The following is a 19,688-nucleotide window of genomic DNA, read 5'->3' as shown; positions in this document are numbered from 1 at the left end:
TGTGGGACGGGGACTAAGTGGTGGTGGTCTCGGGCGCCCCAGTGAGGGCGCGGACCGTACGGGAGGGGCTGGGGCGGCCCAGCTGGTCGGCCAGCCACGCGCTGGTGGCGGTGAGCTGGCGCAGGTCGACCCCGGTCTCGATGCCGAGGCCGTGCAGCATCCATACGAGATCCTCGGTGGCGAGGTTCCCCGTGGCGCTCTGGGCGTACGGGCAGCCGCCGAGGCCGCCCGCCGACGCGTCCACCGTGCTCACGCCGTGCTCCAGCGCGGCCAGGGTGTTGGCGAGCGCCTGGCCGTAGGTGTCGTGGAAGTGCACGGCGATGGCGTCGGTGGGTACGCCCTGGTCGCCCAGCTCGGTGAGCAGCGCCCGTACGTGGCCGGGGGTCGCGACGCCGATGGTGTCGCCGAGGCTCAGCTCGTCACAGCCGAGGTCCAGCAGAGCCTTGGCCACCCGGACGACCTGAGGGACCGGGACCGCGCCTTCCCACGGGTCGCCGAAGCACATCGAGAGATAGCCGCGCACCCGCACCCGCTCGGCCTTGGCGCGGGCCACCACCGGCTCGAACATGGCGAGGGACTCGGCGACCGTGCGGTTGAGGTTGCGCCGGGCGAACGCCTCGGTCGCGGAGCCGAACACCGCGATCTGGCGTGCCCCGAGTGCCAGGGCCCGGTCCAGGCCGCGGTCGTTGGGCACCAGGACGGGCAGGGCCACGTCCTCGATGTCATCGAGGAGGGGGAAGAGGCGCTCGGCGTCGGCCAGTTGGGGCACCCACTTGGGGTGGACGAAGCTGGTGGCCTCGATCGTGGTCAGCCCGGCCGCGGCGAGGCGGTGGATGAACTCCGCCTTGACCTCGGTGGGGACGGTGGACTGTTCGTTCTGCAGGCCGTCGCGCGGGCCTACTTCGTGGATGCGTACGCGGTGCGGGAGGCCCGGGGCCGGGACGACCATGGGCAGGGCGGTGTGGGTCATGCGGGGGCCTCCTCCTTGCGCGCGGTCTCCGCCTCGTGGTCCTCGTGCGGGGTGACGACGGCCAGTACCTGGTCCATAGCGACGGTGGAGCCCGGGATGACGTCGATCTCGGCGACCGTCCCGGCGTGCGGCGCGGAGATGACGTGCTCCATCTTCATCGCCTCGACGACGAGCAGGCTCTGCCCGGCGTCCACCGTGTCCCCGACCGCCACCTTGACCACGGTGACCGTGCCGGGCATCGGCGCGGCCAGGGTGTCGGCGCCGGCGTGTGCGGCGCCGGTGAGCGCGGCCTCGACGGGGTCGTGGTCCTGAAGGTGCCAGGCGTTGCCGTCCCGGCCGAGCCAGATCCCGTCCGGGGCGTCGGCCCGGCTGAAGGTGTGCGTGACGCCGTCCAGTTCGATGGTGACCCCGGCGGGGCTGACAGTGACGAGGCGGGCGTGGGCGGGAGCGGCCCCGTCGCCGAGCAGCAGCTGGAAGTCCGGCGCCGTGCCGCGCAGCCGCACCGGCCGCGGGTCGTGCCCCGGAACACGGACATGGTGCACCGTCCACGCGGGCGTCCCGCCGAGCCGCCACCCGCTGGCCGCCCCGAACGGATCGGCCCACCCGGACGCACCGGACGCGCTGGACGCGCCGGAAGCCGAAGGCGCGAGGGCCGCCTGCCGCAGCAGCGCCGCCGCCGCGTACACCTCGTCCGGCACCGAGGCGTCCACCAGGGAGTCCACGTCCCGCTCGACGAGACCGGTGTCCAGGTCACCCGACACCACGTCCGGGTGGGCCAGCAGCCTCCGCAGAAAGCCCGCGTTGGTCGACACCCCGAGCGTCACCGTGTCCGCCAGCGCGGCCCGCAGCCCGCGCAGCGCCGACGCGCGGTCCGGACCGTAGGCGATGACCTTCGACAGCATCGGGTCGTAGAGGCTGCCGACCTCCGTGCCCTGCGAGAGGCCCGAGTCGGTGCGCACGCCGTCGCCCTGGGGTTCACGCAGGGCCAGGACCGTGCCGCCGGACGGCAGGAATCCGCGCGCGGGGTCCTCGGCGCAGATACGGGCCTCCACGGCGTGCCCGGTCAGGGTGATGTCCCGCTGCCCGTACGGCAGTTTCTCGCCCGCGGCGACGCGCAACTGCCACTCCACCAGGTCAAGGCCGGTGATCAGTTCCGTCACCGGGTGCTCGACCTGGAGGCGGGTGTTCATCTCCATGAAGTAGTACGCCGACGGGTCGTTGCCCGGCACGATGAACTCCACCGTGCCCGCGCCCCGGTACCCACAGGAGCGCGCGGCCTGCACCCCCGCCTCGCCCATCGCCGCCCGGGTGGTCTCGTCGAGCAGGACCGAGGGGGCCTCCTCGATGATCTTCTGGTGGCGGCGCTGGAGTGAGCACTCGCGCTCGCCGAGGTGGATCACGTTTCCGTGCCCGTCCGCCAGGACCTGGATCTCGATGTGCCGGGGACGGTCGATCCACCGCTCGACCAGCAGCGTGTCATCCCCGAAGGAGGCGCGGGCCTCCCGTCGGGCGGCCGCGATCTCGTCCAGGAGTGCCGACTCGACCCGGGTCAGCCGCATCCCCTTGCCGCCGCCGCCCGCGGAGGGCTTCAGCAGCACCGGCATGCCGATCTCCCGTGCCGCGTCGGCCAGTTCGGTGTCGGTCAGGCCGCTGCCCGACGAGCCCGGCACCACCGGCACTCCCGCGGCCCGCACCGTCTCCTTGGCGCGGATCTTGTCGCCCATCAGCTCGATCGCGGAGCCGGGCGGACCGACGAAGGCGAGCCCCGCCTCCTCGCAGGCCCGCGCGAACGTGGCGTTCTCCGCGAGGAAGCCGTACCCCGGGTGCACCGCCCGCGCCCCGGTGCGGGCGGCCGCGTCAAGCAGCCGCTCGATGGACAGATAGCTCTCGGCGGCCGGAGCGGGCCCGATCCGTACCGCGGTGTCCGCCTCGCGCACATGCCGGGCGTCGGCGTCCGCGTCGCTGAACACGGCCACCGAGCGCACCCCGAGAGCCCGCAGGGTGCGGATGACCCGGACCGCGATCTCGCCCCGGTTGGCGACCAGCACTGTGTCGAACATCGTCATCGTGGAAGGTCCCTCACATCCGGAAGACGCCGAAGCCGGGCTCACCCAGCGGGGCGTTGGCACAAGCGGTCAGGGCGAGTCCGAGGACCTGCCGGGTCTCCAGCGGGTCGATCACGCCGTCGTCCCAGAGCCGGGCGGTGGCGTAGTAGGCGTTCCCCTGCGACTCGTACTGGTCCCGGATCGGAGCCTTGAACTCCTCCTCGGCCTCCGTGGGCCAGGACTCCCCTCGCGCCTCCAGCTGGTCCCGCTTGACCGTCGCCAGGACCGAGGCGGCCTGCTCGCCGCCCATCACGGAGATCTTGGCGTTCGGCCACATCCACAGGAAGCGGGGGGAATAGGCGCGCCCGCACATCGAGTAGTTGCCCGCGCCGTACGAGCCGCCGATGACGACGGTCAGCTTCGGCACCCGGGCGCAGGCCACGGCCGTCACCATCTTGGCGCCGTGCTTGGCGATACCGCCCGCTTCGTAGTCCCGGCCGACCATGAAGCCGGAGATGTTCTGCAGGAAGAGCAGCGGGATGCCGCGCTGGTCGCACAGCTCGATGAAGTGCGCGCCCTTCTGGGCGGACTCGGAGAACAGGATGCCGTTGTTGGCGATGATGCCGACCGGGTGGCCGTGGATGTGTGCGAAGCCGGTGACCAGCGTGGTGCCGTACTCGGCCTTGAACTCCTGGAAGCGGGAGCCGTCGACGACGCGCGCGATGACCTCGCGCACGTCATAGGGGGTCCGGGAGTCGGCGGGCACCGCGCCGTAGAGGCCCTGGGGGTCGGCCTTGGGGTCCTCGACGGGCTGGGTGGTCCAGGGGAGCGGGCCGCGCTCGGGAAGCGTCGCGACGATGTTCCGCACGATGCGCAGGGCGTGGGCGTCGTCCTCGGCGAGGTGGTCGGTGACCCCGGACGTACGGGAGTGGACCTCGCCGCCGCCCAGCTCCTCGGCGGTCACCACCTCGCCGGTGGCGGCCTTCACCAGGGGCGGGCCGCCCAGGAAGATGGTGCCCTGATTGCGGACGATCACGGCTTCGTCGCTCATCGCCGGGACGTAGGCCCCGCCCGCCGTGCAGGAGCCGAGCACGGCGGCGATCTGCGGGATTCCGGCGCCGGACATCCGCGCCTGGTTGTAGAAGATCCGCCCGAAGTGCTCACGGTCGGGGAAGACCTCGTCCTGCATGGGCAGGAAGGCGCCGCCGGAGTCCACCAGATACAGGCACGGGAGGCGGTTCTCCAGGGCGACCGCCTGGGCGCGCAGGTGCTTCTTGACCGTCATCGGGTAGTACGTGCCGCCCTTGACGGTGGCGTCATTGGCGACGATCACGCACTCGCGCCCGGAGACCCGGCCGATACCGGCGATCACTCCGGCGGCGGGCGCGCCTCCGTCGTACATCCCGTCCGCCGCGAGCGGCGCCAGCTCCAGGAAGGGCGAGCCGGGGTCGAGCAGGGCGTCGACACGGTCCCGGGGCAGCAGCTTGCCGCGCGCCACATGGCGGGCGCGGGCCTTCTCGCCCCCGCCGAGCCGGGCCGCGGCCAGCTTGTCGCGCAGCTGGTCCACCAGTGCGCGGTGTGCCGCCTCGTTGGTCGACCAGGCCTCCGACGCGGGGTCAGCCCCACTCGTCAGCCGCGGTGCCTGCTGCATCGTCTCGAGCCCCTTTGCGCGTACGACGTCGCTTCCGCCACGTTAATCATCGTTAACACGGCCCCTTCAGGTTAACGACCGCTAACCGCCTTGTCTAGAATGAATTCTCATGAGCACCAGTGCGTCCGCGCCATCGACCAGCCGTCGCGAGCAGATCCTCAAGGAGGCCGCCCGCCTCTTCGCCGACCGCGGCTTCCACGGCGTCGGTGTCGACGAGATAGGGGCCGCCGTCGGGATCAGCGGTCCCGGTCTCTACCGCCACTTCGCGGGCAAGGACGCCATGCTCGCCGAGCTCCTCGTGGGCATCAGCGGTCAGCTGCTGACCGGCGGCAAGCGCCGGGTCGCGGAGGCCGACGGCGCGCCCGAGGTCGTACTCGACTCGCTTATCGAGGGGCACATCGACTTCGCCCTCGACGACCGTCCCCTCATCACCCTCCACGACCGCGAGCTGGACCGCCTGCGGGACAGCGACCGCAAGCTGGTCCGCCAGCTCCAGCGGCAGTACGTCGAGCTGTGGGTGGCGGCCGTCCGCGAGGTCTATCCGGAGCTGATCGAGGCCGAGGCGCGCGCCTCGGTGCATGCGGTGTTCGGGCTGCTCAACTCCACCCCGCACCTGGGCCGTCCCGGCGCCCTGCCCGGGCGGGACGCCATGGCCGCGCTGTTGCACCGGCTGGCCCGTGGCGCCTTCACCGCGGCGGCCGCCACCGCCACGGCGTGACGCGGGCCTCCGAGTGGCGCGGGCCTCTGCGTGGCGCGGGCCTCCGAGTGGCGCGGGCCTCCGAGTGACGCGGGCCTCCGAGTGACGCGGGCCTCTGATCCGATCTCTGGACAGTCGGCTGAACTGCCGGGTAACTTCGTCTGAGCAAGCGCTTAGACAGTGCTCAGATATCTCTGTAGCGAGCCGACCCAGGAGGCACTCCGTGCGCCGTACTGTTTTCAACGAAGACCACGAGGCGTTCCGCGAGACCATCCGCGCCTTCATCGAGGCCGAGGTCGTGCCCGTCTACGACGCGTGGTACGAGGCCGGGCAGGCGCCCCGCGACTTCTACTACAAGCTGGGTGAGCTGGGCATCTTCGGCATCGAGGTGCCCGAGGAGTTCGGCGGCGCGGGCGAGGAGTCGTTCAAGTTCCAGGCGGTCATCGCCGAGGAGTGCGCCCGCGCGGGCGTCTCCTTCGGCGGCTCCGGCGTACACGTCGGCCTCTGCCTCCCGTACCTGAAGGCCTACGCCACCGACGAGCAGAAGAAGCGCTGGCTGCCCGACTTCGTCTCCGGCGCCAGCATGTACGCCATCGCCATGACCGAGCCCGGCACCGGCTCCGACCTCGCCGGAATGAAGACCACCGCCAAGCTCTCCGACGACGGCACCCACTACGTACTCAACGGCGCCAAGACCTTCATCACCGGAGGCGTGCACGCCGACCGCGTCATCGTCTGCGCCCGCACCGCCGCGCCCACCGCCGAGGACCGCAGGCACGGCATCTCCCTCCTGGTCGTCGACACCACGTCCGAGGGCTACGCGGTCGGCCGCAAGCTCGACAAGCTGGGCCTGAAGACCTCCGACACCGCCGAGCTCTCCTTCACCGACGTGAAGGTCCCCGTCGACGACCTCCTCGGCGAGGAGCACAAGGGCTTCTCCTACCTCGGCCAGAACCTCCCGCAGGAGCGCCTCGCCATCGCCGTCGGCGCGTACGCCCAGTCCAAGGCCGCGATCCAGTTCGCCAAGGCGTACGTCGAGGAGCGCACCGTCTTCGGCAAGACCGTGGCGTCCTTCCAGAACACCAAGTTCGAGCTGGCCGCCTGCCAGGCCGAGGTGGACGCCGCCGAGGCCGTCGTCGACCGCGCCATGGAGGCCCACGACCTCGGCGAGCTGACCGCCGCCGAGGCCGCGTCCGCCAAGCTGTTCACCACCGAGGTCGCGCACCGCGTGATCGACAAGTGCCTCCAGCTGCACGGCGGCTACGGCTACATGAACGAGTACCCGATCGCCCGCCTGTACGCGGACAACCGCGTCAACCGCATCTACGGCGGCACCAGCGAGGTCATGAAGATGATCATCGCCAAGGACATGGGCCTCTGAGGCCTCAGGGCATCCGTTAGGGCATCCGTTGAACCAGGAGATGGAGTCCCTGCTCGATCTGCTCGACCTGGAGCGGATCGAGCGGGACATCTTCCGCGGCCAGAGCAGATCGGCCGTGGTCCCCAGAGTGTTCGGCGGCCAGGTCGCGGCCCAGGCACTGGTCGCCGCGGGCCGCACCGTCCCCGAAGGCCGCGACGCGCACTCACTGCACGCGTACTTCCTGCGGATGGGCGACCCCGGCGCGCCCATCGTCTACGAGGTGGACCGCATCCGGGACGGCTTCTCCTTCACCACCCGAAGGGTGGTGGGGGTCCAGCACGGCAGGCCGATCTTCCACCTCTCCGCCTCCTTCCAGACGTACGAGGAGGGCCTCGACCACCAGGCCGAGATGCCCGCGGCACCCGACCCCGAGTCCCTGCCCACAGCAGCCGAGTCGCTGCCGCACTACGCCGCCAACTTCACCGACCCCGGTATCGCCCGCCGCCTGCTCGCCGCGCGCGCCGCCGTCGACCTGCGCTACGTGGACCCGCCCCCGTACGCAACGGTGGGAGAACCGCGTGAGCCGCGCTCCCAGGTCTGGTTCCGCACCAACGGCAAGCTGGCCGACGACCCCCTGCTGCACGTCTGCCTGGCGACCTACGTCTCCGACATGACGCTGCTCGACTCGGTGCTGCTCGCGCACGGGCGCGGCGGCTGGACCGTCGGGGATGTGGTCGGCGCGTCCCTGGACCACGCGATGTGGTTCCACCGCCCCTTCAGGGCCGACGAATGGCTCCTCTACGATCAGCAGTCCCCCTCGGCCTACGGCGGCCGGGGCCTCGGCCAGGCCCGCATCTACACCCAAGACGGACGCCTGGCCATATCCGTGATCCAGGAGGGCGTCATCCGCGTACCGCGCTGACCACCCCCCAGTCGGCTACGGCACCTCAAGCCCCGCCGCGTCCAGCAGATACGCCGTCATCGGGTCGTAGAAGCGCGGGTCCGTGACGTGGTCGTCGAGGGGGACCGTGACCTGGAGAGTGCCCTCCGCCTCGGCCAGGAACAGCGCCGGGTCGTTGGAGTCCGCGTAACCGACGGAGTCCAGGCCGCGCTGCCCGGCCCGGCCCGCCCAGCCGTGGTCGGCGACCACCAGATCGGGCTGCGGCCTGCCCTCGCGCTCCAGGCCGTCGAGGATCGCGTTCATCGGCTCGGGTGAGTGGGTGTGCCACAGGGTCGCCCCGCGCTCCAGCACCGCGACGTCGGCGAACTGGAAGACCGAGGCCTCGTCCGCCGTCAGGCCGCCAGGGATGCGCACGATCTCGCAGCCCGCGCGGCGCAGCGCGTCCGCCGTCGCCCGGTGTACGTCGAGCAGCCCGCCGGGGTGCCCGGTCGCGAACAGCACCCGCTCGCGGCCCGCGGCCGCCTTGCGCAGCCGGGCCGCCATCCGCTCCAGGGCGTCCACCGTCAGCTCCGGGTCGATGGTGTCCTGGCCGTGCCGGAACTCCGGGTCGTCGTTCACCCCGCAGCGCTCCGCCATCACCGCCAGTACGTCCTGCTCGTCACACCAGCGGTCGCCGAACTCCAGGCCCAGCCAGAAGTTGCGGTCGCCGTTGGCCAGCTTGCGGTAGTGGGAGAGGTTGTTGTCGCGCGGAGTGGCGACGGCGCCCGCGATACGCGTGCGGACGAGATGGTCGACCAGGGCGGCGCGGCTTGGTATCGGCATAGGGTCCATTGTGCCGTCAGGCAACCGGGCGGACCGGCCTGTCCCGAACCCTGGACCAGCGCGGAGCCGAGTGGAGCCGAGTGGAGCCGAGCGGAGCCGAGCGGAGCCGAGCGGAGCCGAGCGCCGAATCTTGGCCGGAGTGTCCAGATCCGCCCGCCACCCTCCAAGGAACGTACAAATACGAAATCCGCAGCCCCGTTTTACGCTCGAAACCATGAGCACACCCACCTACTCCCAGCCGCGTGGCCCCGTCGACTCCTCCCGTATCCCGCGTTACGCGGGACCCGCGACCTTCGCGCGGCTGCCCCGGCTCGACGAGGTCGGCGGGCGCGCGGATGTCGCGGTCGTCGGTGTGCCCTTCGACTCGGGCGTCTCCTACCGCCCCGGTGCCCGCTTCGGCGGCAACGCCATCCGTGAGGCGTCCCGCCTCCTGCGCCCGTACAACCCGGCTCAGGACGCCTCGCCCTTCGCGCTCGCGCAGGTCGCGGACGCCGGAGACATCGCGGCCAACCCGTTCAACATCAACGAGGCCGTGGAGACCGTCGAGGGCGCGGCCGACGAGCTGCTCGCCACCGGTGCCCGGATGATGACGCTCGGCGGCGACCACACCATCGCGCTGCCGCTGCTGCGCTCGGTCGCCAAGAAGCACGGCCCGGTCGCGCTGCTGCACTTCGACGCGCACCTGGACACCTGGGACACCTACTTCGGCGCCGAGTACACCCACGGCACCCCGTTCCGCCGCGCCGTCGAGGAGGGCATCCTCGACACCGAGGCGCTCTCGCATGTCGGCACGCGCGGCCCGCTGTACGGCAAGCAGGACCTCGACGACGACGAGAAGATGGGCTTCGGCATCGTCACCTCGGCCGACGTCATGCGGCGCGGCGTGGACGAGGTCGCGGACCAGCTCCGCCAGCGCATCGGCGACCGTCCGCTGTACATCTCGATCGACATCGACGTCCTGGACCCGGCGCACGCCCCCGGTACCGGCACCCCCGAGGCGGGCGGCCTGACCTCGCGCGAGCTCCTGGAGATCCTGCGCGGCCTGTCGTCGTGCAACCTGGTCTCCGCGGATGTCGTCGAGGTGGCGCCCGCGTACGATCACGCGGAGATCACCTCGGTCGCGGCCTCGCACACGGCGTACGAGCTGACCACGATCATGAGCCGCCAGATCGCGGAGAGCCGGGGCTAGGGGAGACGCCCCCAGGGACGGCCCTGGCAACCCGCACGTACGGAGCGAGCAGTGACGCACGACCACGACCTGGTGCTCAGGCCCACGGCCCGGCAGACCGAGGCGGCCCTCAACCCGCCGCCCGGCCGCACCGGCGGTGACCTGGTGATCGAGACCCTGCGCGGCCTCGGCGCCACGACCGTCTTCGGGCTCCCGGGGCAGCACGCTCTGAGCCTGTTCGACGCACTACGCCGCTCCGCGCTCTCGTACGTGGGCCTGCGCGTCGAGAACAACGCCGCCTTCGCCGCCGACGGCTACGGCCGCATCACCGGCGAGGCGGCGCCCCTGCTGCTCTCCACCGGCCCCGGCGCGCTGACCTCGCTGGCCGCGCTTCAGGAGGCCGCGGCCGCCTCGTCGCCGGTCCTGGCGATCAGCAGCCAGGTCCCGGCCGCGGGGCTCGGCGGCGGCCGCCACGGCTATCTGCACGAACTCCGCGACCAGCAGGCGTCCTTCCGCGACGTGGTGAAGTCCGTCCACACCGCCCGCACCCAGTCCCAGATCCCGTCCGCGATCGCCGCCGCCTGGCAGTCCGCGCTGACGGCCCCGCACGGCCCCGTATGGGTGGAGATCCCGCAGGACGTACTGGCCGCGCCGACCCAGCTTCCGGTTGTCAACGCACCCGACGCGACCCCCGATGAGCTGCCGCCCAGGCCCGAACTGACGGCCCTCGCCGCGCACCTGCTCGCACACGCCGAACGCCCGGCGATCATCGCGGGCGGCGGAGTCGTACGCGCCGACGCCGCACGCAAGCTGCGCACCCTGGCCGAGCAGCTGAACGCCCCCGTCGTTACCACCTTCGGTGGCAAGGGCGCCTTCCCCTGGCAGCACCCGCTCTCGCTCCAGTCCTGGCTGGAGGACCGCCACACCACTGACTTCCTCGAAGACGCGGACGTCCTGCTGGTCATCGGCTCGGGCCTTGGCGAACTGTCCTCCAACTACCGCACCTTCCAGCCACGCGGCCGGATCATCCAGGTCGAGGCCGACGCCGGAAAGCTGGAGGCCAACCACCCGGCGCTCGGCATCCACGCGGACGCCCGACTCGCGCTCACCGCGCTCCTGGAGACGCTCGACGGGCAGCAGCGCCCCGACCCGGCCGCACCCGAGCGGGTACGCACTGTCCTCAGCCGCGTCCGCGACCGGATCGCCGCCCAGGACCTCACCCTGGAGCAACAGCTCCTGGCCTCGATCCGGTCCGCGGTCCCGGACCCGGCCCCCACCTTCTGGGACATGACGATCCTGGCCTACTGGGCCTGGTCCGCCTTCGACGCCCGCCGCCCCAACACCATGCACTCAGCCCAGGGCGCGGGCGGCCTCGGCTACGCCTTCCCCGCCGCGCTCGGCGCCGCGATCGCCGACCCGACGCATCCCGTACTCGCCGTCTCCGGCGACGGCGGCGCCCTGTACTCCGTCGCCGAACTCGCCACCGCCCGCCAGCACGACCTGCCGGTCACCTGGCTGATCGTCGACGACGGTGGCTACGGCATCCTCCGCGAGTACATGACCGACACCTACGACGACACGACCGGTACGGACCTGACCCGCCCCGACTTCGTGGCGCTCGCGGAGTCGTTCGGGGTGCCCGCGGTCCGTACATCCCCGGAGACCCTCACGGACGACCTGGCGAAGGCGCTCTCGGCGCCCGGCCCTTCGGTCGTGGTGCTCCCGGCCGTACTGAGGATGTTCGCTCCCACGCACCTGTGAGGCCCTCACGCACCTGTGAGGCCCTCACGCACCTGTGAGGCCCTCACGCGCTTGTGAGGGCGCAGGCGGGTTACCAGATCGACTCGACCCACTCGGGGTGGTCGATGAACGGGTTGCGGTTGTGCTGGTAGAGGTCGTGGATCAGGTTGTTGCGGTTCCGCTCGAAGGTGTCCGGCGGGTCTTCCTGGTGCCACTGCTTGAGCACGGACAGGCGGCCCATGTACGGCGAGCTGCCGTTGCTGACCTGGTTGTTGGGCTCCAGGTCGGCGAAGCCGTCGTCGCCCTCGTAGCGGACCGCCATATAGAGGATCATGCGGGCCACATCGCCCTTGACCGCGTCGCGGGGCTCGAAGGAGTTGGAGTCGGTGTAGTTGCCGGGGGCGCCGCTGACCGGGCTGCCGCCCCAGTCGAAGTCCTTGTTGCCGCGGATGCTGTTGACCTGGACGTCCGTGGGGCGCAGGTGGTGCAGGTCGGTGCCGGGGGTGGTGGAGGTGCTGAAGCCGCCGTGGGACTTGGCCCAGACGTGCTCGCGGTTCCAGTCGCCCACGTCGCCGCCGTTGAGGGACTTGCTGCGCGAGGCGCCGCTGTAGAGCAGGCGGACGTGGGCGCTGTTGTCCGGGTCCTCGTCGGTGGTCTTGAGGGCGTTCCAGACCTGGGAGTACGACAGCTTGGTGTGGTCGTCGATGATGTCGTGCAGGGCGTTCTTCAGGGCTGTGCCGGACTCGCCGTACGCGTCGTCGTAGTAGTCGTAGTAGTCGTCGTAGGCGTAGTAGTCGGTGTAGGCGGCGGCTGTGGGGGAGACGGCTTCGGGAGCGGTCGACGGCGCCGCGGCGGCGGTCGGCACCACGATCGCGACGAGGGCCGCGGCGGTGGCCAGGAGTGGGGCAGGGCGTATGTGAGGGGAGGGCATGTGGGGGGCGTCCTTTCCCGGATCACGCGTGTCCCGTACCCGGCGCGACGGGCGTGGGGTCTACGCGAGTTGACCTTGCGTCATCCGGGAGCGTGGCACCGCTAGGGCACGGTCGTGTAAATGCGGGGAGGCGATTCTGTGACGTTGTCATAGACACGTCGAGCTTCTGAGGTGTGGCCGTCGGCGGGCGGCGCCCCAACGACGTCACCGCCACCCCGCCCACCAACAGTGCCGCCGCGCACCAGCGCAGCCCGCTCACGCCCTCGCCCAGGACCAGCGCGGCGGACGACATCCCGAAAACCGGGACCAGGAGGGAGAAGGGCGCGACCGCCGACGCGGGGTGGCGGCGCAGCAGCCAACCCCAGGCGCCGAAGCCGAAGATGGTGGAGATCCAGGCCACGTACACGATCACGCCGACGCCCGCCCAGTCCAGCGAGCCCAGCGCCCGGCCGATCTCGCCCGGCCCCTCCAGGGCGAGCGACATCAGCAGCAGCGGCAGTACGGGCACCACGCTGACCCAGACCATGAAGTTCAGCGCGTCCGGCGGGGCGGCCCTGCGCGTCAGCACATTGGAGACGCCCCAGGCGGCAGCCGCCGCGATCACCAGGGCGAAGCCGAGCAGCGGGCCGGAGAGCCCCTCGTCGTACGCGGCGACCCCGATCCCGGCGAGCGCGACGGCCATGCCCAGCGCCCGTACCCCGCCCGGCCGTTCGCCAAGCAGCGCGAAGGCGAACAGCGCCGTGAACACCGCTTGCACCTGGAGCACCAGCGAGGTGAGCCCGGCCCCCATCCCCGCGTCCATGCCGGTGAAGACCAGCCCGAACTTGACTACCCCCAGCGCCAGTCCGACACCCACGATCCACTTCCAGCCCACGCACGGCCGCCCCACGAAGAACACCGCGGGCAAAGCCGCGACGAGGAAGCGCAGCGCGGAGAAGAGCAGCGGCGGGAAGTGGTCCAGGCCGATCTCCATGACGACGAAGTTGACACCCCAGACGGCGGCGACGGCGACGGCGAGGGCGATGTGTGTAGGGCGCATGCGTGGAGCATCCCGGCTGATGACCATGTAGCACCAGCGCGGATGTCTGCATGGTTGAATGAAGCGTTGCTTACGATTTCCGCGCGGTCGGGCGGAACGGGGAGGGGTCGATGCTGGATCTGTCGCGGCTGCGTGCCCTGCACGCCGTCTCCGTGCACGGCACCATCGGCGCCGCGGCCGCCGCGCTCGGCTACACCCCGTCCGCGGTGTCGCAGCAGATCGCCAAGCTGGAGCGGGAGACCCGTACCACGCTGCTCGAACGTCAGGGGCGCGGCGTACGGCTCACCGACGAGGCCCGCCAACTGGCCGCCGCCGGACAGGAGCTGCTGGCCCTCGTCGAGCGCGCCGAGACCGACCTCGAGGAGCGCCGCGGGCTGCCGTCGGGGCGGCTGACCATCGCCGCGTTCGCCTCCGCCGCACGCGGGCTGATGCCCGCCGTACTGGCCGATCTCGCCCGGCGGCACCCGGCGCTCGACACCCGGCTCAGCGAGGTCGACCCGCATCTGTCGGTCGACCTGGTGGCCAAGGCCGCCGTCGACATGGCCGTGGCGCACGACTGGGACATCGCGCCGCTGCCCGCGCCGCCCGGCGTCGAGCACGCGCTGATCGGCGAGGACATCTGCGATCTGCTGGTGCCCGCCGCTCGCCCGCTGGCCGCCCGGGAGGCCGTACGCCGTGAGGATCTGCGGCACGAGCGGTGGGTCTGCCAGCCGCCGGGACGGGTCTGCCATGACTGGCTGATGCGGACGATGCGGGAGGTCGGGTGCGAACCGGACATCGCCCACCAAGCCGAGGAGAACCCGACGTTGACCGCCCTGGTCGCCGCGGGCCTGGGCATCGCCGTGATCCCCCGGCTCGGCCGGGGCCCGCTGCCCGACGGGGTGGCGGAGGTGAGGCTTGAGCCGCTGCCGGTGCGACGGCTGTACGCGCTGTGGCGGACCGGCGCCGCGCGCCGCCCGGCCGTCGTCGAGATGGTGCGTACGCTGCGGGAGTTCTGGCCCGAGGTGGAGCGGAGAGCCTGAGTTCTCCGCTAACCTCCCGCGTCGGCCCTTGTGTTCTGTTCTGTCTCTGAGTCTCGACGCCGACCCTTCCGAGCCGACCCTTCGGCCCCTCGGCCTCGGCAAGGGTTTTCCCCGTATCGCGTTCAACTACTGTTTCCCTACTGTCTCCCGCACCGGTGGTTCCCCCGCTGACCTGTGAGTGTCAGGTGCATGCCATGTGGGGTTTCGGCCGGTGACGGCCTTGTGCACGGGGTCGTCGCGCCGGGCGGCGGCGCACGGGCTCACCCGGCCCGGAGGGACTGTGGACCGCGTTCCCACGACGCACCGCAGTGCCGCGCGCCGCCCGCCCGCGCTCCGCACCGACCGCTGCTCCGGGAGTCGCCGGGGCCGCCCTGAAAGGGATCACCTTGAACGGTTCCAGGCGGAGACTCATATCCGTCGTGGCCGCCAGCGCCGTAATCCTCGGCGTGACCGCCACCTCATCCGTCGCATTCGCTGACCAGGCGGGCTCCTCCTCCGAGCCCTCCGCCACCGCGTCCCAGACCATGGCGCAGGACGAGCCCGGGGACGCACCCGCCGAGAAGGTCATCGTGACCTACAAGTCGCGGTCCGACGAAGCGCGTTCGAACTCCGCGGCGAAGCGCGACGCCGCCCAGAAGGGCAAGAAGACCGGCGAGAAGCTGTCCTTCGAACGCCGACTGGCCGACGGCGCCGCGCTGGTCGACCTCGGCGACAAGGCCAACGCCAAGGACGTCACGGAGGTCATGAAGGCCTTCCGCGCCGACTCGTCCGTCGCGTCCGTCGAGCCCGACCTCCGCGCGTACCCCACGGCCGTCACCCCGAACGACCCCGACTACGCCAAGCAGTGGGACTTCTTCGAGCCCACCGGCGGCATGAACGTACCCGGAGCGTGGGACACCACCACGGGCAGCGGCGTCACCGTCGCCGTCATCGACACCGGCTACGCCGCGCACAGCGATCTGAGCGCGAACACCGTGTCCGGATACGACTTCATCTCCGACAGCGCCGACGCCCGCGACGGCAACGGCCGGGACGCCGACCCGACGGACGAAGGCGACTGGAACGCCACCGACAACGAGTGCTACACCGGCTCCCGCGCGAGCAACTCGTCCTGGCACGGCACGCACGTCGCGGGCACCGTCGCCGCGAGCGCGAACAACGACAAGGGTGTGGCGGGCGTCGCCTACGGGGCGAAGACCCAGCACGTACGCGTGCTCGGCAAGTGCGGCGGCTCCTCGTCGGACATCGCCGACGCCATCACCTGGGCGTCGGGCGGCTCGGTGCCGGGCGTCCCGGCCAACCCCAACCCGTCCCAGGTCATCAACCTGAGCCTCGGCGGCGCCAGCGCGACCTGCCCGACCGTCTACCGCAACGCCATCAACGGCGCGGTCTCGCGCGGCACGTCGGTCGTCGTCGCGGCCGGCAACAGCAACGCCGACGTGTCCGGCTTCACGCCCGCCAACTGCGACAACGTCATCAACGTGGCGGCCACCAGCCGTGAGGGCAACCGCGCCTTCTACTCCAACTACGGCAGCGGCATCGACATCTCCGCCCCGGGCGGCGAGACCCGGCGCGCCAACGACACCCCGGGCACCATCACCACCCCCGAGAACGGCATCCTCTCGACGCTGAACTCCGGTGCGACCACCCAGTCCTCCGAGAACTACGAGCCGTACATGGGCACGTCGATGGCCGCCCCGCACATCGCGGGTCTCGCCGCGCTGCTGAAGTCGGCCGACTCCTCGCTGACCCCGTCCGAGATCGAGACCGCGCTCAAGAACAACGCCCGCCCGGTGCCCGGCACCTGCTCCGGCGGCTGTGGCGCGGGCATCGCCGACGCCGCGAAGACCGTCGCGGCGGTCACGGACGGCACGCCCGACGAGGGTGACGGCGGCACCTTCACCAACGACTCGAACGTCACCATTTCGGACAGGTCCACCTCCGTGTCCACGATCGCGGTGAGCGGCGTGACCGGCAACGCGCCGTCCGACCTGAAGGTCGGCGTGGACATCGTGCACACCTACCGCGGCGACCTGGTCATCGACCTGATCGCCCCGGACGGCAGCGCGTACCGGCTGAAGAACTCCAACAGCGGCGACTCGGCCGACGACGTACACACCACGTACACGGTCGACGCCTCTTCGGAACTCGCGGCCGGTGACTGGAAGCTACAGGTCCGCGATGTGTACCGGGGTGACACTGGCTACATCGACTCCTGGAGCCTGACCTTCTGACCCAGTCGCAGGATTCGATATAAGTACAGGTCAGGGGCGTGTCCGCGGCTTTTCGTCGCGGGCGCGCCCCTTCCGGCCGCCCCGGCCCCCGGCTGTCCCCGGTCCGTATCGCGGAAGCGGGCCTAGACTCCGCTGGCTGACTTCGTATCCTCTGCTGAACTCGTGGAGGCACGGGGCCGCGCATGCCGGGGAGGTGGGGCAGGGTGAAGCCGACACCTGAGCGCGCCACGCCCATCGGGCGAGCCGACCTCCTCGCCCGCCTGACCAGCGTGCTGCACAGCCGCGGACGCGCCCTCCTCACGGGTGCGGCCGGAGTGGGCAAGACCGAGGTGGCGCAGGCCGCCGCCGCGCGCGCCAGGCAACGGGGCGAGACCGTGGTGTGGCTCGCCCCGCAGCCCGCCGACCACCGCATACCCGGCGCGGCCGCCGCCGCCCTCGTCGCCTCCCTGCCCGCCTTCGCGCTGGACGGGCTGCCGGAGCCGCAGCGGACCGCGGTCGCGGTGCTCTGCCGGGAGACCGAGGCCCCCGAGGCGGGCCGGGACCCGATCGCGCTGCGGCTGGGCGTCGCGCGCGTCCTGCGCAACCTCGCCGCACCCGGCCCCGTCCTCCTCGTCATCGACGACGCCCAGCTCATCGACGCGGACAGCGTGGACCTGCTGCGCTTCGCACTGCACCTGGCCCCGCCCGAACTACGGGTCCTCGCGATCGAGACCCCGGCGCCCTGCGCCCCGACCGCGCCCTCCGCCCCGACGCCGCCAGCGGAGTCCGCGGAGTCGGCAGAATCCGCAGGATCCGCGGTACCCGCTCTCCCCCTGTGGGTGCCGTCCGAAGCCGATCTGCTGCTGGTGCCGCCGCTGCACGCCGACGACGTCGCCGAACTCCTCGTCCACCACCGGCTGCCCGCCCGGATGGCGGGCCGCATCCATCGCGCCAGCGGCGGTAATCCACGGATCGCACTCGCCGTCGGCCGCTCCCTGGCGGACGCCACGGCACCCGTGCACCACGCGGAGGCGCTGCTGCTGTCCGGCCGCGCCCGGGATCTGGCGCGCCGGATGCTGGCGTCGGTCTCCCCTTCCACACGGGCCTCGCTGCTGCTCGCCGCGCTCGCGCTGAGGCCGACGGCGACACTGATCCGGCGGGCCGGACGTCCGGACGCCGAGGCCGAGTTGGCCGCGGCGGAGCGGGCCGGTCTGGTCACCCTCACCGAGGACGGGAGGGTGGTGTTCACCGCGGGTCTGCTGCCCTCGACCCTCGTCCACGACACGAGCTGGACGGCCCGGGGTGAGGGCCACGCGGCGCTGGCCACCGCGACGGACGACCCCGTCGAGGCCGTACGGCACCGGGCTCTGGTCGCGGACGCCCCCGACGAGAAGCTCGCCGCCGAGGTCGCCGAGGCCGCGCGCACGGCACACCGACGCGGAAACAACACGCTGGCCGCCGAACTGGCCCTGCTCGCCGCCGAGTCGACACCGGGCCTGCCAGCCGGCGTACGGCTGACCCGGCTGGCCACCGCAGCCCAGGCCGCCGCCCGCGCCGCGCGCGCCGATCTGGCCCTGCGTGCGGCCGCCGATCTGCTGGCCCGCGACGCCGAGCCCGCCGACCGGGTGCGTGTCCGGCTGGCCGTACTGGACACGGCGGGGCAGGGACTGACCGATCTCGACGAGCTCTACGCGCACGCCATGGAGGACTCCGAGGACGATCCCGGGCTGCGTGCGGCGGTTTCGCTGCGCCTCGCGGTCAAGTACGCGATCGCCGACGGCGACCCGGTGCGCTCCCGGGCCGCCGCCGTGGAGTCCGCCCGGCTCGCGTCATCGGCGGGGGACCGGCACACCGCGTCCCAGGCGCTGACCCAACAGGCCAGAATGGACCGGGTGCTGGGCTCCCCACAGGCCGAGCAGACCCTCGCCGAGGCATGTGCGCTGGAGACGGCGGACGGCCCGCCCGGCATCCGTAACAGCGCACAGATCCTGACGATCCGGCACGCTCTCTTCGACGACCGGCTTGACGACGCCCGCGACCGGCTGCACGCGCTGCTGCCGATGGTGGAGCGGCGCGGCCCGGTCGAGGACTCCATCGAGCTGTTCCGCACACTGGCCGAGGTGGAGGCGCGGCGCGGCCAGTGCGCGGCGGCGCTGTCCCACGCCGGGCGGTCGCTGGCGCTGACGCTGGAGGCCGGTCTGTCGCCGGGGCCCGCGTGGTTCGCCCTGGCGGTGGCCGAGACCGCGGGCGGCAGCTTCGCCCGCGCCGCGAGTTACGCCCGGCGCAGCGCCCAGGCTTCGGAGGAGGAGGGCGACCATGTCTTCCTCTCCCGCAGCCTGTACGCCCTGGGCCGGGTGCAGTTGGCGACCGGGGATGTCGCGGGCGCGCTGGAGTCGCTGCGCCGGGTGCAGGAGGGCGAGCGCGCCCGGGGAACCGTCGATCCGTCGATGCTGCGCTGGCACGAGGAGCTGGCCGAGGCGCTGCTGGCGAACGACGCGTCCCAGGAGGCTCAGACCCTCCTCGCGGACCTCGGCCCGGAGGCCGAACGGCTGGGCCGTACGACGGTGCTGCTGGGCTTCGACCGGGTGTACGCGCTGTGCCTGGCGGCCGGCGGAAGGCCCCAGGAGGCAGCCGAGCTGCTGGCGCGGACGGTGGAGCGGTTCGCCGCGCACGGTCTGCCCCTGGAGCAGGGACGCTGTCTGATCGCGCTGGCCCGGGTGGAGCGCCGTCGTCGGCGGCGGTCGGCCGCGCAGCAGGCGCTACAGGCCGCCGCCGCGGTCTTCGAGCGGGCGGGGGCCGCGCCCTGGCTTGAGCTGGCCGTGGAGGGCGGGCCGCGACCGTCGCCCGAGGACCACGCCGAGGCCCCGACGCCCACGGACGGCGGCACCCTGCCCCTGCTGACCGACGCCGAGTTGAAGCTGGCGCGGCTGGTGGGCCAGGGGGCGAGCAACCAGGAGGCGGCGGCCCGGTTGTACCTGAGCGTGAAGACGGTGGAGGCCCGGCTCACCCGGATCTACCAGAAGCTGGACGTGCGCTCCCGCGCGCAGCTGGCGACGGCCCTGAACAAGTGAACTGCGCCCCTGTCCCCGCGCGGCATCGGAGCCTACGCGGGCGGGGTACTGACACGAG

14 protein-coding genes are annotated in these 19,688 nt (G+C 72.0%); 8 read left to right on the top strand and 6 right to left on the bottom strand.

Annotated elements, in window-relative coordinates; genetic code table 11:
* Nucleotides 1-13: 13 nt before the first annotated feature.
* The 3 genes from GCN81_RS24090 to GCN81_RS24080 are packed head-to-tail and all read right to left on the bottom strand — an operon-like array spanning nucleotide 14 to nucleotide 4,666.
* On the bottom strand, nucleotides 14-970 hold the full coding sequence (locus tag GCN81_RS24090; protein ID WP_197287757.1) for a hydroxymethylglutaryl-CoA lyase: 957 nt from the start codon (nucleotides 968-970) through the stop codon (nucleotides 14-16).
* The gene (locus GCN81_RS24085) at nucleotides 967-3,030 is read right to left on the bottom strand and encodes an ATP-binding protein (RefSeq protein ID WP_156726726.1); all 2,064 of its coding nucleotides are present in this window, start codon (nucleotides 3,028-3,030) and stop codon (nucleotides 967-969) included. Before GCN81_RS24085 ends, GCN81_RS24090 begins: the two co-directional genes overlap by 4 nt.
* A gap of 19 nt (nucleotides 3,031-3,049) precedes the next feature.
* Nucleotides 3,050-4,666 carry a carboxyl transferase domain-containing protein gene (locus GCN81_RS24080; protein ID WP_156726563.1) on the bottom strand — a complete coding sequence of 539 codons (1,617 nt, stop codon included), beginning with the start codon at nucleotides 4,664-4,666 and terminating at the stop codon, nucleotides 3,050-3,052.
* Nucleotides 4,667-4,775: 109 nt separating this feature from the next.
* Between GCN81_RS24080 and GCN81_RS24075 the strand changes: the two genes are divergently transcribed.
* From GCN81_RS24075 to GCN81_RS24065, 3 genes are all read left to right on the top strand, one after another.
* Nucleotides 4,776-5,384: an SACE_7040 family transcriptional regulator gene (locus GCN81_RS24075; protein ID WP_156726562.1), complete on the top strand. Its 609-nt coding sequence runs from the start codon at nucleotides 4,776-4,778 to the stop codon at nucleotides 5,382-5,384.
* 202 nt (nucleotides 5,385-5,586) lie between these two features.
* Entirely contained in the window at nucleotides 5,587-6,744 is a 1,158-nt protein-coding gene (locus GCN81_RS24070) for an acyl-CoA dehydrogenase family protein (RefSeq protein ID WP_156726561.1), read from the top strand.
* A gap of 40 nt (nucleotides 6,745-6,784) precedes the next feature.
* Complete coding sequence (locus GCN81_RS24065) at nucleotides 6,785-7,645, top strand: acyl-CoA thioesterase (protein ID WP_407698017.1); 861 nt, start codon at nucleotides 6,785-6,787, stop codon at nucleotides 7,643-7,645.
* A 15-nt stretch (nucleotides 7,646-7,660) separates the two neighbouring features.
* On the opposite strand, the gene GCN81_RS24060 is transcribed toward GCN81_RS24065, so the two are convergent.
* Nucleotides 7,661-8,446 (bottom strand): phosphatase, encoded by a 786-nt coding sequence (locus GCN81_RS24060; protein ID WP_156726559.1) that lies wholly within the window; start codon nucleotides 8,444-8,446, stop codon nucleotides 7,661-7,663.
* A gap of 214 nt (nucleotides 8,447-8,660) precedes the next feature.
* Between GCN81_RS24060 and speB the strand changes: the two genes are divergently transcribed.
* Nucleotides 8,661-9,635, top strand: coding sequence for an agmatinase (gene speB, locus GCN81_RS24055; protein WP_156726558.1), 975 nt, complete (start codon nucleotides 8,661-8,663; stop codon nucleotides 9,633-9,635).
* 51 nt (nucleotides 9,636-9,686) lie between these two features.
* Nucleotides 9,687-11,375 carry a thiamine pyrophosphate-binding protein gene (locus GCN81_RS24050; protein ID WP_156726557.1) on the top strand — a complete coding sequence of 563 codons (1,689 nt, stop codon included), beginning with the start codon at nucleotides 9,687-9,689 and terminating at the stop codon, nucleotides 11,373-11,375.
* Nucleotides 11,376-11,445: 70 nt separating this feature from the next.
* Here GCN81_RS24050 and GCN81_RS24045 read toward each other — a convergent pair whose 3' ends face one another.
* Both GCN81_RS24045 and GCN81_RS24040 read right to left on the bottom strand, forming a co-directional pair.
* Nucleotides 11,446-12,285: an endonuclease I family protein gene (locus GCN81_RS24045; RefSeq protein WP_156726556.1), complete on the bottom strand. Its 840-nt coding sequence runs from the start codon at nucleotides 12,283-12,285 to the stop codon at nucleotides 11,446-11,448.
* Nucleotides 12,286-12,307: 22 nt separating this feature from the next.
* A complete protein-coding gene (locus GCN81_RS24040; protein ID WP_156726555.1) occupies nucleotides 12,308-13,324 on the bottom strand; it encodes an EamA family transporter in 1,017 nt (338 codons plus the stop codon).
* A gap of 110 nt (nucleotides 13,325-13,434) precedes the next feature.
* On the opposite strand from GCN81_RS24040, the gene GCN81_RS24035 reads away from it, so the two are divergent.
* From GCN81_RS24035 to GCN81_RS24020, 3 genes are all read left to right on the top strand, one after another.
* Nucleotides 13,435-14,346, top strand: coding sequence for a LysR family transcriptional regulator (locus tag GCN81_RS24035; RefSeq protein ID WP_156726554.1), 912 nt, complete (start codon nucleotides 13,435-13,437; stop codon nucleotides 14,344-14,346).
* A 419-nt stretch (nucleotides 14,347-14,765) separates the two neighbouring features.
* Entirely contained in the window at nucleotides 14,766-16,580 is a 1,815-nt protein-coding gene (locus GCN81_RS24025) for a S8 family peptidase (protein WP_197287756.1), read from the top strand.
* Nucleotides 16,581-16,783: 203 nt separating this feature from the next.
* Nucleotides 16,784-19,630, top strand: coding sequence for a helix-turn-helix transcriptional regulator (locus GCN81_RS24020; protein ID WP_231626927.1), 2,847 nt, complete (start codon nucleotides 16,784-16,786; stop codon nucleotides 19,628-19,630).
* The last annotated feature ends 58 nt before the right edge of the window (nucleotides 19,631-19,688 follow it).

It is taken from the genome of Streptomyces apocyni (assembly GCF_009739465.1).
Classification (GTDB): domain Bacteria; phylum Actinomycetota; class Actinomycetes; order Streptomycetales; family Streptomycetaceae; genus Streptomyces; species Streptomyces apocyni.
Note: the sequence above shows the minus strand (reverse complement) of the source record. Positions and strands in the feature narration are given on the sequence as shown.

Coding starts and splice junctions, on each gene's coding strand:
- GCN81_RS24090 (WP_197287757.1), bottom strand. CDS start 970: ATGACCCACACCGCCCTGCCCATGGTCGTCCCGGCCCCGGGCCTCCCG.
- GCN81_RS24085 (WP_156726726.1), bottom strand. CDS start 3,030: ATGTTCGACACAGTGCTGGTCGCCAACCGGGGCGAGATCGCGGTCCGG.
- GCN81_RS24080 (WP_156726563.1), bottom strand. CDS start 4,666: ATGCAGCAGGCACCGCGGCTGACGAGTGGGGCTGACCCCGCGTCGGAG.
- GCN81_RS24075 (WP_156726562.1), top strand. CDS start 4,776: ATGAGCACCAGTGCGTCCGCGCCATCGACCAGCCGTCGCGAGCAGATC.
- GCN81_RS24065 (WP_407698017.1), top strand. CDS start 6,785: ATGGAGTCCCTGCTCGATCTGCTCGACCTGGAGCGGATCGAGCGGGAC.
- GCN81_RS24060 (WP_156726559.1), bottom strand. CDS start 8,446: ATGCCGATACCAAGCCGCGCCGCCCTGGTCGACCATCTCGTCCGCACG.
- speB (WP_156726558.1), top strand. CDS start 8,661: ATGAGCACACCCACCTACTCCCAGCCGCGTGGCCCCGTCGACTCCTCC.
- GCN81_RS24045 (WP_156726556.1), bottom strand. CDS start 12,285: ATGCCCTCCCCTCACATACGCCCTGCCCCACTCCTGGCCACCGCCGCG.
- GCN81_RS24040 (WP_156726555.1), bottom strand. CDS start 13,324: ATGCGCCCTACACACATCGCCCTCGCCGTCGCCGTCGCCGCCGTCTGG.
- GCN81_RS24035 (WP_156726554.1), top strand. CDS start 13,435: ATGCTGGATCTGTCGCGGCTGCGTGCCCTGCACGCCGTCTCCGTGCAC.